Source organism: Acinetobacter variabilis (genome assembly GCF_000369625.1).
GTDB lineage: Bacteria > Pseudomonadota > Gammaproteobacteria > Pseudomonadales > Moraxellaceae > Acinetobacter > Acinetobacter variabilis.
In genome coordinates this window covers 1,710,040-1,724,549 of sequence record NZ_KB850113.1, presented here as the reverse complement: position 1 = coordinate 1,724,549, position 14,510 = coordinate 1,710,040, and the positions used below count along the sequence as shown (strand labels likewise).

Annotated in this window: 11 protein-coding genes and 2 tRNA genes; 9 read left to right on the top strand and 4 right to left on the bottom strand. The window is 43.6% G+C overall.

Features of this window, described 5'->3' with window-relative positions:
• Window positions 1-138: 138 nt before the first annotated feature.
• The 3 genes from F897_RS13975 (at window position 139) to F897_RS13965 (ending at window position 5,297) form a co-directional block, all read left to right on the top strand.
• Window positions 139-3,264 carry an efflux RND transporter permease subunit gene (locus F897_RS13975; protein ID WP_005236799.1) on the top strand — a complete coding sequence of 1,042 codons (3,126 nt, stop codon included), beginning with the start codon at window positions 139-141 and terminating at the stop codon, window positions 3,262-3,264.
• A 41-nt stretch (window positions 3,265-3,305) separates the two neighbouring features.
• Window positions 3,306-4,640: a magnesium transporter gene (gene mgtE, locus F897_RS13970; RefSeq protein WP_005236797.1), complete on the top strand. Its 1,335-nt coding sequence runs from the start codon at window positions 3,306-3,308 to the stop codon at window positions 4,638-4,640.
• A 75-nt stretch (window positions 4,641-4,715) separates the two neighbouring features.
• Window positions 4,716-5,297: a DUF4112 domain-containing protein gene (locus F897_RS13965; protein WP_005236796.1), complete on the top strand. Its 582-nt coding sequence runs from the start codon at window positions 4,716-4,718 to the stop codon at window positions 5,295-5,297.
• 74 nt (window positions 5,298-5,371) lie between these two features.
• On the opposite strand, the gene htpX is transcribed toward F897_RS13965, so the two are convergent.
• Both htpX and F897_RS13955 read right to left on the bottom strand, forming a co-directional pair.
• On the bottom strand, window positions 5,372-6,277 hold the full coding sequence (gene htpX, locus F897_RS13960) for a protease HtpX (RefSeq protein WP_005236795.1): 906 nt from the start codon (window positions 6,275-6,277) through the stop codon (window positions 5,372-5,374).
• Window positions 6,278-6,455: 178 nt separating this feature from the next.
• Window positions 6,456-7,328 (bottom strand): lytic transglycosylase domain-containing protein, encoded by an 873-nt coding sequence (locus tag F897_RS13955; RefSeq protein WP_005236793.1) that lies wholly within the window; start codon window positions 7,326-7,328, stop codon window positions 6,456-6,458.
• A gap of 501 nt (window positions 7,329-7,829) precedes the next feature.
• On the opposite strand from F897_RS13955, the gene ttcA reads away from it, so the two are divergent.
• Both ttcA and F897_RS13945 read left to right on the top strand, forming a co-directional pair.
• A complete protein-coding gene (gene ttcA, locus F897_RS13950; protein ID WP_005236792.1) occupies window positions 7,830-8,756 on the top strand; it encodes a tRNA 2-thiocytidine(32) synthetase TtcA in 927 nt (308 codons plus the stop codon).
• 218 nt (window positions 8,757-8,974) lie between these two features.
• Entirely contained in the window at window positions 8,975-9,361 is a 387-nt protein-coding gene (locus F897_RS13945; RefSeq protein ID WP_004784757.1) for an SCP2 sterol-binding domain-containing protein, read from the top strand.
• Between the two features lie 93 nt (window positions 9,362-9,454).
• Here F897_RS13945 and F897_RS13940 read toward each other — a convergent pair whose 3' ends face one another.
• Window positions 9,455-10,570, bottom strand: coding sequence for an MltF family protein (locus tag F897_RS13940; RefSeq protein ID WP_005236781.1), 1,116 nt, complete (start codon window positions 10,568-10,570; stop codon window positions 9,455-9,457).
• A 363-nt stretch (window positions 10,571-10,933) separates the two neighbouring features.
• Between F897_RS13940 and greB the strand changes: the two genes are divergently transcribed.
• The 3 genes from greB (at window position 10,934) to F897_RS13925 (ending at window position 11,957) form a co-directional block, all read left to right on the top strand.
• Window positions 10,934-11,428 carry a transcription elongation factor GreB gene (greB, locus tag F897_RS13935; RefSeq protein ID WP_005236775.1) on the top strand — a complete coding sequence of 165 codons (495 nt, stop codon included), beginning with the start codon at window positions 10,934-10,936 and terminating at the stop codon, window positions 11,426-11,428.
• A gap of 88 nt (window positions 11,429-11,516) precedes the next feature.
• Window positions 11,517-11,606: transfer RNA gene (locus tag F897_RS13930), tRNA-Ser, on the top strand.
• A gap of 260 nt (window positions 11,607-11,866) precedes the next feature.
• A tRNA-Ser gene (locus F897_RS13925) sits at window positions 11,867-11,957 on the top strand.
• Window positions 11,958-12,012: 55 nt separating this feature from the next.
• On the opposite strand, the gene F897_RS13920 is transcribed toward F897_RS13925, so the two are convergent.
• On the bottom strand, window positions 12,013-12,966 hold the full coding sequence (locus F897_RS13920; RefSeq protein ID WP_005236773.1) for a LysR substrate-binding domain-containing protein: 954 nt from the start codon (window positions 12,964-12,966) through the stop codon (window positions 12,013-12,015).
• 261 nt (window positions 12,967-13,227) lie between these two features.
• Between F897_RS13920 and F897_RS13915 the strand changes: the two genes are divergently transcribed.
• Entirely contained in the window at window positions 13,228-14,451 is a 1,224-nt protein-coding gene (locus F897_RS13915) for an acyl-CoA dehydrogenase (protein WP_005236771.1), read from the top strand.
• Window positions 14,452-14,510 lie beyond the last annotated feature (59 nt).

Sequence of the window (14,510 nt, the reverse complement as noted above, 5' to 3'; positions counted from 1 at the left end):
TTATAACGGGGATTTTTTTATCGGAAATAAAAAGGTAAAGATTGGCTTAAATTTAAGCATGGTGTGAAAATTGCTATAGAAATCATCTATTCATGGCGTGTGCATCCTAAAGATGCATTTGATGGGGATTTCTGATTTATGTTGTCGCGCTTTTTTATTTATCGTCCCAAGTTTGCAGCGGTCATTGCAATTTTAATGATGGCCCTTGGGGTATTTGCACTTCAAAAAATTCCCATTGAACATATGCCAAATATGGATACGCCAGCTTTAGGCGTTTCCGCAGGTTATCGTGGTGCATCGGCTGAAACAGTTGAGCAATCGGTGACCCAGATTCTGGAACAGGCGGTAAAAGGCATTGAAGGTCTGGAAACTTTTCACTCCAGCAGTTCGGTGGGACGGGCCCAACTTACGCTGCAATTTGAGCCAGGAGTCGATCTTGATCAAGCCCAGTTACAGGTTCAAAACGCCGTGAATGGTGTATTGAGCCGCTTACCTGAAGAGACGCAGCAAGGCGGAGTCAATGTTTATAAATCAGGGTATGACCAGTTTGCACTATTAAGTTTATATGATGAGAGTGGGCAGAGTAGCGTTACCGAACTTTCAGATTATTTGATGGTCCACGTCGAACCGCGTTTGTCACGTATTGAAGGTGTAGGGGAAATTGACCTGTACGGTGCAGGTTATGCCATGCGGATTTGGCTAAATCCGCATAAGTTGCACCAGTTTAACCTGATGCCAAGCGATATCCGTAATGCCATTGAAACTCAAAACGCGCCACTGGCTTCAGGAGCAATTGGTGGTTTGCCGACGATGCAGGATCAATATCTCAATGCCAAGGTCAGTGCCGGTTCACATTTAAGCAGTGTGAAAGAATTTGAAAATATCATCGTTAAAACCACAGATTCCGGTTCATTGCTGTATTTAAAAGATGTGGCACGGGTAGAACTAGGTGCAGAAAGTTATAACCACATTAACTATACCAACGGACAGCTCTCTTCAGCTTTATCGATTACTTTGGCGCCGCGGAGTAATGCTATTGCCGTGTCCAAACAGATTCAAGATGTATTAAAAAACGCTCAGGCCAATTTGCCACCGCACTACCAGTTGCAAATGACCATGGACAAAACTCCATTTATTACCAGCTCAATTGAACAGGTAGCTAAAACTCTGGTTGAGGCCATTATTCTGGTCATTGTGGTGATGTTTATCTTCCTGCAAAACTGGCGTGCCACGATTATTCCGGCCGTTACGATTCCGATTGTGGTTTTAGCGACCTTTGCAGTGCTGTATGTTTTGGATATGACTCTGAATAGTTTTACCTTATTTGCCCTGATTTTAGCCATCGGTCTGCTAGTCGATGATGCCATTGTAGTGGTGGAAAATATTGAACGCCTGATGCAGGAAGAATATCTGGATGCCAAAGCGGCTGCCTTAAAATCCATGCAGGAAATGAGCGGAGCACTGGTCGGTATTACGCTAGTACTTACCGCAGTATTTATCCCGATGGCTTTCTTTGGCAGCATCACTGGGGTGATTTATCGTCAATTTTCCATTACTTTGGTGGTTGCGATGTTGCTGTCTTTATTCGTGGCCTTGGTGATTACCCCAACATTTGCGGCACAGTTATTGAAACGCAAACATCATCAGGCTCGCTGGGCACAGCACTTTAACCATGGCATGGATCAGCTCAATGCCGGTTACCAAAAAGTTTCAGCTCGAAGCATGCGACTGAAGTTCACGATGTTGGCACTGTTTGGTGTGTGCATAATGGGCTTCGGCTGGGTATATAAGCATTTGCCGGAAGGATTGATGCCCACTGAAGACATGGGCTTTGTTATGGGGCAGATTGTCATGCCGGGCAATGCACCGCGTACAGAAGTCGAAAAAGTCGGGCGTGAAGTACAAGATTATTTGATGAAACACGAATCGGAACGCATTCAGAGTGTAGGTGTCTGGTATAGCGGCAACAACGTCGGTGTAGGCCCGTATCGTGGGCAGCTCTTTGTGGTATTAAAAGACTGGGCTGAGCGCAAAAATCCTGAAGATTCAGTCTTTGCTATTGTCGATCGAGCACAGAAACACTTTGCCAATCATGCCAATGCCCAAATTTTCTTTATGGCGCCTTCCATGTCGAGTAATGGTCGTGTAGTCGACTTCTGGTTGCAAGACCTGGATTATAAAGGAGCTGAATTTTTACAGGAGGCATTTGGCCAGATTGAAGCGCGTGCCCTAGGCAAATCATCGATTGAATTTCTACAGCTGGACCAACCTAAAGAAAGTGCTGAGTTGAATATCAAACTTGATGCAGAGCGTGTGTTAAAGCATTTCATTCCTCAGCAAAATGTAAACAGTACTTTGGCTGCAGCATGGGGTGGAACTTACATCAATGACTTTATTGATCGTGGCCAGATTAAACGTGTGATTATGCAGGGTGAAGCAGAATACCGTTCCAAGCCTGAAGATCTGGCCTTCTGGCATGTACGCAATCAAAAAGGTGAAATGCTGTCATTTAACCAGTTTAGCAGTCTGAATTGGCAGGGCGGGCCGAACAGTATTAACCGCTATATGGGCTATAACGCTGTTCCAGTCTATGCCGGGATTCCAAAGGACAAGTTTTCCAGTCAGACCATGCAGGATGTTGAAGCATTGGTAGATGCCCAGGAAGGTGTGAATCTGGCTTGGAGCGGAGCCGCATTGGAAGAAAAGCGCAGCAGCGGTCAGGCGATTTTCCTGTATGTGATTTCGATTGCCTTTATTTTCCTGTGTTTAACCGCTTTATATGAAAGTTGGACCATTCCTGTGGCCGTGATCAGTGCCATTCCATTGGGCGTAGGTGGCAGTATCTTATTTTGCTGGATCTTTGGTTTCGCCAATGACATCTTTTTTCATATTGCCTTGCTGACGACGATTGGTCTGTCCTGTAAAAATGCCATTCTGATTGTGGAGTTTGCTGCACAGGCAGAGAAAGCAGGAAAAACCGCAATAGTTGCAGCTTTAGAAGGAGCAAGTTTGCGCTTACGGCCGATTCTCATGACCTCTATTGCTTTTGCTGCGGGAGTGATTCCTTTGATTTTTGCTTCTGGGGTCAGTGCGATCAGCCGTCAGGAAATTGGTGCCAGCGTTTTGGGCGGGGTCATTTTTGCAACTATTTTGGTATTATTCTTTATCCCGTTTATGTATGTGTTAATCCGAAACCTGTTTCGTGTCAAAGCAACAAATAAAGTTATACAAATCAATCAGGAAAATGAGGAATACTCACTCTAGGGCGGGTATGTTTCATACCTGCATGGAATGATGGTAGGGAAATGCAGCACCAAGAAAAAATACAGCAACTTCATGAGACTCTGCTGACAGGGGAAAATAATATTCATCAGCTTCTACAAAAGCTAAATATTGCCGATCAGGCCAGAATTTTGTCTGAGCTTGGACCAGCAGAACGCTGTCACCATTTCAAGCAGCTGGAACGTCAGGCAGAAGTACTGGAGTACTTACCACTGGCCATGCAAATCCAGCTGGCCTATCAATTTCCTCTGGAGCAACTGGCCAGTCTGATGGATGCCATGCATTCCGATGACTTCATTGATTTATACAAGCAGATGCCCTGTGAAGTACAGCAGCAGTTACTTGGCAAATTATCTACCCAGTCGCTACAAACCCTGCGAGAGCTGCATGCTTATCCGGAAGAAACAGCCGGTGCATTAATGAGTTCAGACTTCGTCACGCTTGCTCCCGAACTGAGCATGACGGAGGCGATTGAAACGCTACGTGATATTGCGGGGAATCATGACACTTTATATCTGATCTATATCGTGGATGAGAAACAGCATCTGCTCGGCGTAATTTCCTTAAGGCAAATTATTCAGGCACGGCCGGATGCCACCATTAATGAGGTCATGACCACAGATGTGGTCTATGCTACAGTGGATGAGGATCAGGAGCAGGTCGCCCGTACCTTGGCCTATTATGATTTTATTGCCTTGCCAGTGGTCGACGCGACCCAGAAGCTGGTCGGGATTATTACCTATGATGATGCCATGGATATTGCAGAGGCAGAAAGTACTGAAGATATTTTAAAATCCGGTGCAGTGACGCCTTTGAATGAACTGAGTCTGAAAACCGCACCGATTCTCAGATTGTATCAAAAACGGGTATTCTGGCTGGTCATTCTGGTGTTTGGCAGTCTGCTCTCCGGAATCGGAATTGCCCATTTTGAAGATATTATTTCCACCCATATTGTGCTGGTATTTTTCTTGCCATTGTTGGTGGGAAGCGGCGGGAATGCTGGTTCGCAATCTGCCACCTTGATGGTGCGTGCCTTGGCAACAGGCGATGTGCAGTTTAAGGACTGGTTTAGCCTGCTGGGTCGTGAATCCCTGGTTGCGTTATGTCTGGGTGGAACGATGGCCATTGCTGTATCAATCTTGGGTTATATTCGAGGTGACTGGATGGTCGCCATCGTACTTGCTTTAAGTATGTTAGGTATTGTGCTGATGGGCTGTCTGATTGGCATGAGTTTACCCTTTATTCTCAACAAGCTGAAAATGGACCCAGCCAGTGCATCAGCACCGCTGGTAACGTCGATTTGTGATGCCACTGGGGTGATTATTTACTTGTTTATTGCCTCTCAATTATTGTTTTAAATACCTAGCAATTACAGCTTAAATAGAAAAAATACTTTATGCTCAATTACATCAGCTTCATTTCTGGAAGAACCTATGCCTGATCCCGGACAAAAAAATAAATTGAGCCAACAGGATGTCATTCGTCTGGAGCGGGATCTGGCCAAGTTTGCCAATATGATGGATTCGGTGGTACGGATTCCATTTACCAAGCAGGGCGTCGGGGCAGATGCTGCTTTGAGTACCATTCCGGTAGCTGGAGATATCGCAGGTTTTGTATTGACCAGTTATGCGATTTATAAAGCCCGTCAGATCGGGGTGCCAAGTGAGAAATTAAAGCCAGTCCTGAAAATGGCCGTCATGGATGCTGTGGTCGGCTTTATTCCTGTAGCAGGAACAATATTTGATATTTTTATTCGTCCTAGCCGTAAGGCACTGGATATTGTGCATCAGCATATCCGGGACGAATACCAGATCCGTACCGATCATCATGTGGTACATCCATTTCTGCATGAAAGTTTGGAACGCAGACAACAGCAATCTGCTTTCTGGCGTAATCCTGTGGTGGCCTGGATCTGGATTCATCTACCAGATATCTTAGGAACTTTCTTTTTGATTCTGTTAATTATGGCCATTGGCTGGGGCACAATGCAGCTCTTTCAATGGTTTAAAGCCTGAAGGTTTATAAACCTAAACTTAATAAAAAAGCCTGCAAATGCAGGCTTTTTTCTATCAAGCAATCAATGCGTTGCTTAAGGGCAATCGAGTTGTTGCAAAGCAGCAACACGTTGTTCAATCGTTGGGTGAGTCTGGAACAGTGCCGCCAGACTAAAACCTTGTTCCTGACCAGCAGAAATTGCAAAGGCTTTCATTTCTTTCGGCATAGTATCCGGCATTTCTGATTCCGCCTGTAAACGTAATAACGCTGAAATCATCGCCTGTTTGCCTGCCAAACGTGCACCTGCTTCATCAGCACGATACTCACGGTAGCGTGAGAACCACAGCACGATCGCTGAAGCCATAATACCAAATACGATATCCAGCACAATGGTAATCACAAAATAGCCAATACCCGGTGCCTCACCTTCTTCACGACCGAAGATCGTACGGTCTACAAAGTCGCCAACTACACGGGCAAAGAACATGACAAATGTGTTGACTACACCTTGGATCAAGGCCAGTGTCACCATATCGCCATTGGCAACGTGACCAATCTCGTGTGCCAGTACCGCACGAAGTTCGTCTTTATTCATGCGTTCAAGCAGACCCGTGGACACAGACACGAGCGCATCGTTCTTGTTCCAGCCTGTTGCAAAGGCATTTGACTGATAAGATGGGAAAATACCCACTTCCGGCATTTTAATGCCAGCGCGCTGAGAAAGTTGCGCAACTTCTTGTAATAACCATGCTTCTGCCTGGTTACGAGGGGCATTTGGGTCAATCAGTTCAGTACCGGTTGTTTTTTTCGCCATCCATTTAGACATGAACAGGGAAATCAGTGATCCCACCATACCGAACACAAAACAGATCACCAACAGGTTGCCTAGATTCAAGCCACCCGCGCCATGGTAACTACCGACACCGAAGAGTGACAGGATAATGCCAGCTACAACCAGTACCGCGAGGTTGGTTAGCAAGAACAAACCAATCCGCATCATTGAGAAATCCTCTTATTATAAAAAAATAATCTGATTAGCAAATGAAAATCATTGAAATCAATATGGGGTGAAATGACTAAAAATTCAAGAAAAAAAATGACCCTGGATCACAAAACACAGCTTTATTTTTTGCTGCATTTTCGCTAAGGCCATTCAGAATCAAATAATTTTGATTTGTTTATTCACTTAAATAAATTTTAGCTGCTGCTGTTGCATTTGCCGTTGCATAAGAACCCATCGGTGCATCGGTATAACTGCCATCAGCATTCATAATAATCTGACGCTGATACTTGGCTGCCTGGATATGCGAAGTGCTGCTGCTATCATTGGAGTAATTTGCTGAAATGGCAATGATGCGGCCTTCACTGGGTGAAGTGCTAGACGGGGTTGTGCTTGCACTCAGGCCATGAGTATACAGATTTTGATAACGGCTGGTCACACGGCGCACATAATCTTGAGTCTCCCGGAAAGGCGGGATTCCACCATATTTGCTGACATTGCCTTCACCGGCATTATAGCCCGCCAGTGCCAGGCTGGTATTGCCATTAAAACGCTTTAATAACCAGGCCAGATATTTAGCACCCGCCATAATGTTCTGATGAGGATCATAGGCATTGCTGACATTAAAGCGACGTGCTGTGGCCGGCATCAGCTGCATCAAACCTTGTGCACCCACAGGGGAGCGGGCATGGGTATTAAAGCCGGATTCAGTATGCATGACTGCTTTAATTAAGCCTTCAGACACACCATAAGTCTGGGCGGCCTGACGAATGATCGAATCAAAAGCATTCTTATTCTTGCTATAGCTAGGCAAAACCGACGACTCGCTGCTGCCCCAGTTACTATAGCTATGAATATTGCTATCCGGATAATAAGTCTTCTTTTCGACCTGAAGATGATTATAACGGCTCTTCTTATTGGTCAATAAGGTACTGCCGTTTTTATCACGCAACTGATAGATGGTTTCACCGGCATACACCAAATGACTGCAGCCCAGCATAAGCAAGCTACCGATCAGTTGACACCCCAAGAAATACGTCTTTATTTTCATTGTTTATATTTGATAAATAATAAGCTAGAAAAATTCATGGATGAGTTTAACAAAAAATTACGTAATGCACAGCCTTATACGCTGCATTTATAAACGAGTATGTAAACGGGAACAGCTGTCAATATTTTGAACATTAAAATATTTTTTTTATTTAATTTAAAACCTTAGGGTTGACAGCTTTAAGTTATTGATTTTAATTATAAAATAAATTGATTAAAAAATGATCAATTTAAAGAAAAGCCTTAAATTTTGAGGTGAACAAGTTGTCAAGTCCATTTCAATCCACAAAGTTATCCACAGCTTTTGTGGACAACTGTGGAAAAGTCCAAAAGATAAGCATCTCGCTTAAAAATTGAACTAAATCGTTCAATATATCAATCTAAATAAAACATGAAAATGAAACTAATATGGCATTTGTATGAAAATAAATTCTTTTGATGCGATACGGAACCGAATCAGCTAAAATTGCGCGGTATTTCTATTTATGGGTTATTCTCGTCTATGTACTCGCCAGTTGAATCCGAGCAAGGATTTAATTTCAAACCTGAACTGCCAACAAGCTCTGCCTACTACCGTTTGTTGAAGAAGCTTCGCCGCCAGGTCGGACATGCCATTCGCGACTTCAAGATGATTGAAGACGGCGACAAGGTCATGGTGTGTATTTCTGGTGGTAAAGACAGTTATACCTTGCTTGATATCCTCCTTCAGTTTAAACGCATTGCACCAATCAACTTTGATGTGGTGGCGGTTAACCTGGACCAGAAACAGCCCGGTTTCCCGGAAGATGTATTACCGCGTTATTTAGAAGAAAATAACATTCCATATTACATTTTGGAAAAAGATACCTACAGCATTACCAAAAAACTGACACCGGAAGGCAAGACTTACTGTGCAGTATGTTCACGTCTGCGCCGTGGTTCTTTATACGGTTTTGCTCAGGAAATTGGCGCGACTAAAGTGGCGCTGGGTCATCACCGTGATGATATTCTGGCAACATTCTTCCTGAACCTGTTCCATGGGGGCAGCCTGAAAGCTATGCCGCCAAAACTGCTGTCTTCTGACAAAAAGAACATTCTGATTCGTCCATTGGCCTATGTGGAAGAAAAAGACATCATCAAATATGCACAGATGCGTCAATTTCCAATTATTCCATGTAATTTATGTGGCTCTCAGGAAAATCTTCAACGTGCCATTATCAATGACATGTTACGTGAATGGGACAATGCACATCCAAAACGTCTGCACAGCATCTTTGGTGCCTTGCAAAATGTTTCACCATCTCAGTTAGTTGACCGCGAATTATTTGATTTTGAAATTCTGGATAGCCAGCGCGAATTCGATTTCAAAGGCAGCTGTTCAACTGAAGAGGCGGTAGAAGGTGAGAACCGCCGCATCAATATGGTCAATTTGGGCTTTGCAGCGGACTAATCGACCTATATAAAGTTAAGCCGATACAGGCATGGGCTACGGCCGATGCCTGAATCAAAAATAACACAAGATAAGAACTACAAAAATTGAACGGTGCGTACAAAATTCGTTAGCCTTTGCCATAATGATCATGTTATAACAAGTCACAAGCATAATAGCTTCAACCTGATGTCGTCTGGATAGTCGACACAAATGAATAAATAAATTGAGGAAAGATCATGCCTGCTTTTTTAACTGATGATTGGTTTTCGACTGTAGACACGCTCACTGCACAAGCTGGTGATTTGGATTTGCCACCTGCTTTGGCGAATCTGGCAATTAATTTGGTCGTTGCAGACACTACAGGTAATACAGAATTATCTTTGGAAGGTGGCGCGATTAAAAAAGGTTTGTCTCCAAATGCAAAAACAACATTGAACATGGATGGCGAAACCTTACGTAAAGTTTTCCTTGAGTTTGATATGGCGGCTGCAATGCAAGCCTTCATGACAGGTAAAATCAAAGTGCAAGGCGACATGTCTCAATTGATGGCATTACAAACAGCGAAGCCAAGCCAAGCTCAAAAAGACCTGTTCAAGAAAGTTCTTGAAAATACCACAGCTTAATAGTTTTGATCTAAAAAGCTGTAGTAAAAAAAAGCTTACCCTGAGGTAAGCTTTTTTTTTATAGCTGAATATCTGGATTTGAAATGATCAGGCTTAAATATTCACCAGCTGTGGAGTGGTCTTGATGTGTTCCAGATAGGCACGAATACGGGTCACGTATTGCAGGGCCTGACGGTAACGACCATTACTGGCTTTATTCTGTTCCAGATAAGCATACAGGTTTACCCAGTTATTCGGATTCTTGCCTTGGGCCTGAATACGTTTTTGCAGCTGATTCACAGCACCTGGGCCCATGTTATAGGCAACTAAAGCAAACCAGTTACGATCCGGATAAGGGATATGTTCATAACGGCTCAGCATCTGGTCATAGTATTTGGCACCCCCATCAATACTTTCGCCTGGATCTGTCCGGTTACTAACCCCCATCGCTTTTGCGGTAGAGCTTGTGAGCATCATCAGACCGCGGACACCGGTGGGAGATACGGAGTTTGGCTTTAGATAGGATTCCTGGTAACCGATCGCGGCGAGCAGGTGCCAGTCCAGATCGTACTGCTGAGCAGATTTCTGGAAGCTCGCCTTGTATGTGGGGAGGCGCTGGTTCAGGTCCTGTTGAATTTCATCCCAAGAATGTTCTTCTACCACATTCTGATTGTAGAAGGATGCAAGCTGCTTGATCGCACCACTTTGTTTGCCTTGACAGACAAAAGCACTGGCGGTTTGACTCAAGGGATCACTGGCTGATTTAAATACCAGATTCAGATTGGCATTCAGTCCATTACTGGCCAGTGAAGACTCATCACCACAAGTGGCAGAAAAAGCCGTTAAACGCTGTTGTTCAATCGTACCCAGATCAGTGGTGGTCATGGCCAGATTGGCTTTGCCTTGGGCTACCCATTTCAGGGCCGTGGCATTATCCGGAACAGTTTTAAAATCCAGCTTAACATTCAGGCTGTTGGCATAGTTACGAACCAGGTCATAACCAAAGCCATGCTGATGTTGTCCATCCTGAAACACAGTCGTTGGACTTTGAACTGTGACGACGGTGAGTTTGTTGCTATTGACCACATGATCATATTGAAATGTGGTTTTAGTGGCATTGATACTATGAAAGGGGATAAGTGCCGTACTCAGTACCAGTGCTTTTACAGGGAGAGAAGAGATAAAAGAGCTAAGGCAAAGCCTCGACCCAGTGGTTGAACTACTGTGCATGTTGTCTCCGCTACAAGTAATTTATGCCCTAAAAATCACAGCCAATACTAGCCAGTAACTTTTAAAAGTTTGATAAATTCAATAAGGGTTGGGCAGTCATGACGTCATTCAAAAATGACTAAATTGATCGGGAAATATGTAGAAAAACTACATAGATTAAAAAATAAGCGATTCCAAAAGTAGGGTGCATATTAAAGATCAAAAAATGAATTGTCAAATTTTGTACATAATTTATTTTTTAAATGTAATTTAAGTTATTAAATTTATTGAAGAAAAAATTGCATATTCTGGCTTGTCCTAAAACTCCAAATAAAATAAGCTCTTAATGTCTAAAAACTGGTTCAAAATTGGCAATTAAAACACATGAAATCTAACCTGATTACCCGTGGTGGACATGACAAATTGGTGGCAGAACTTAAAAATCTCTGGCATGAAGAACGTCCTGAAATTACCAAAAAAGTGAACTGGGCAGCCAGTCTCGGCGACCGTTCGGAAAATGCAGATTACCAATATAACAAACAGCTTTTACGTAAAATTGATCGTCGGGTTCGTTATCTGGGCAAGCGGCTGGAAGAGCTGAGAATTGTTGATTTTTCTCCTGAACAGGAAGGTAAAGTTTATTTTGGTGCCTGGGTTGAAATTGAAAATGAACAGGGTGAGCAGAAGAGCCTTCGGATCGTAGGCGTCGATGAAATTTATGATCATCATCCGCAGCATATTTCGATTGATTCCCCAATGGCGCGTGCCCTGTTAGGCAAGTCAGTGGATGATGAAGCTGAGGTGATAACGCCATCCGGCAAGAAACTCTGGTTTATCAATTCAATTCGCTATGAAAAGCCAGAAAATTCAGAAGATTAATGAAATTGATTTTATTTTGCGCAGTTGATGCAGAGAAATTGGAAAAATATTTGCCAAGCGCAATTTTTATTTATATGATGGCGGCCATGGAAGCGTGGCAGAGCGGTTTAATGCACCGGTCTTGAAAACCGACGAGGGTGTGAGTCCTCCGTGAGTTCGAATCTCACCGCTTCCGCCAGATACGAAAACCCCGATCATTGATCGGGGTTTTTATTTTTAACTCATTAAAATGATTTTAAATTTTCATTGTTCAAAATGATGTGAACATTAAGGCTAAATTCATTCTGAAAATAAAAATATCAGCCCCTAAATCTTATGTATAAAATTTTATCTACTCTAAAATTTTCGTCTGATTTTTAACTGAATGAACTGCTTTTTACAGAAGTTTTGCGAAAATTTATTGCCAAGAAACAGAAATATTTATATGATGGCGGCCATGGAAGCGTGGCAGAGCGGTTTAATGCACCGGTCTTGAAAACCGACGAGGGCTTATACCCCTCCGTGAGTTCGAATCTCACCGCTTCCGCCAGATACGAAAAACCCCGATCATTGATTGGGGTTTTTTATTGTCTGATCATTGGGGTTTATAGGTCAGACTCAGATGGAAGGCTGCCCTGAATTTCCTGTTGTATCCATGCAACAAATTTTTCAATCAGCGGTGAGCTTTCCTGACTGGAATGGACCAGATAATAGCCTCGTTTCTTTTCTAAGGTCTTACTGGATACCAGCACCAATTCCTGTCGCTTTAATTCTTTTTCAATTAGCATTTGCGGGATCAAGGCCATTCCCATGCCATGGCTAGCCACTACAGCGAGCATAGAAAACAGTTCATGTCGTTGCCCCTGCAAAGGATTTGGATGTTGGATCTGATGTAGCTTGAACCAGTCTTCCCAGATATTCGGCCGGGTGGTTTGCTGTAATAAAGGGAGTTGAACCAGTTGTTCAGCACTTAAGTCATAGCTGTAGTCATTAATCTTCTGTGCATCGGGAAAATACTGTTGAATCAGGTCAGGTGCACAGACAGCAACTACATCTTCATGCATTAGAAAATGGCTATGCGTACCAGGCCATTGTTCGACCTGTTGAGGTGTTCCTGCATAAATAGCAGCATCGAAAATCTGTTCCTGAAACAGAAAAGGGCGGGTGCTGGTTTCCAGATGTATCGTAATTTCAGGATACAGCCGATTAAAGCTCTGGAGTTTAGGTAATAGCCAGCGAGTCGCAAACGTAGGCACTACGCCCAGTTTTAAAGTACCGCCGCGCCCTTGATGCGTAATGACGTCTAGGGTTGACTGTTCCAGTCCTTTGAGATGCGGAGTGATACTTTTTAAATATTGCTGTCCAGCATGATTGAGTTTTACACCATGCCGCGTACGGGTAAATAAAGCCGTGCCTAAATACTCCTCCAGTTGCTGGATCTGGCGTGAAACTGCACTTTGGGTTAAAAACAGTTCCTGTGCAGCATAGGTATAACTGGCATGACGTGCAGCAGTTTCGAAACAGATCAGCGCTTGCAGGGAAGGTATTTTTCTACGCACTTGTTCATCCTTGAACTTAAAATGGTCAGATATCAATAAATGGTATATCAATCTTATACTACTATACGACTTTGGTATAAAAAACAGGCAAATAAGCTAAGAAAATAATTTCTAGAAATAGCAACTTATATAAGGTATGCATAAAGTGCATAGCTGCATGCAAATTTATTGTTTGAACAAGTCATGATTCATGCCTAGAGTCAATCTGAAGGATAAAACAACATCATCTAATAGATAGATGAAGGATTGGCAGGGAATACTATGAATCAAATGGTCGATACGAAAAAAACCAGCAAAGTCTATTTTAACTGGCAGGATCCGTTCTTACTGGAGCAGCAGCTGACTGAAGAAGAACGCATGATCATGGAATCTGCGCGTGCATATTGTCAGGGACAGTTACAGCCGCGTGTATTAGAGCAGTTCCGTCATGAAAAAACCGATCCAATGATTTTCCGTGAAATGGGTGAACTCGGTCTGCTGGGTCCAACCATTCCTGAGCAATACGGTGGCGCTAGTTTAAATTATGTCAGCTATGGTCTGATTGCCCGCGAAGTGGAGCGTGTGGATTCGGGTTACCGTTCTATGGCCAGCGTACAAAGTTCTCTTGTGATGGTGCCAATCAATGAATTTGGTTCTGAAGAACAGAAACAAAAATATTTACCGAAGCTGGCTTCTGGTGAATATATCGGCTGTTTCGGTCTGACTGAACCAGATCATGGTTCTGATCCAGGCAGCATGATTACTCGTGCCAAGAAAGTTGATGGTGGTTACCGTTTGACGGGCGCCAAAATGTGGATTACCAACAGCCCGATTGCGGATGTCTTTGTGGTTTGGGCGAAAGAAGTGTCTCCTGAAGGCAATGTCGGTGATATTCGCGGCTTTATTTTAGAAAAAGGCTGGGAAGGGCTTTCTGCACCAGCGATTCACGGTAAGGTTGGCCTACGTGCTTCGATCACCGGTGAAATCGTGATGGACAATGTATTTGTACCAGAGGAAAACGCGTTCCCGGAAATTCGTGGTCTAAAAGGTCCATTTACCTGCCTGAATAGTGCCCGTTATGGTATTGCTTGGGGTGCGATGGGTGCAGCGGAATTCTGTTGGCATACAGCGCATCAATATACCATGGACCGTAAACAGTTTGGCCGTCCATTGGCTGCGAATCAGCTAATCCAGAAAAAACTGGCAGACATGCAAACTGAAATTGCGTTAGGTCTGCAAGTCGCTTTACGTTTTGGCCGCATGAAAGATGAGGGTATTGCTTCAGTGGAAGGTACTTCACTGATCAAGCGTAATAACTGTGGTAAAGCCTTAGATATTGCCCGTTTAGCGCGAGACATGATGGGCGGTAACGGCATTTCTGATGAATTCGGTGTGGCACGTCATCTGGTAAACCTGGAAGTGGTCAACACTTATGAAGGTACCCATGATGTACACGCCTTAATTCTAGGTCGTGCGCAAACAGGTATTGCTGCATTCTCCAATTAAAACAGGAAACATTTTCGTGCAGGGTATGGCTTTCAATCGCCTAACCCTGCGTCATTTTC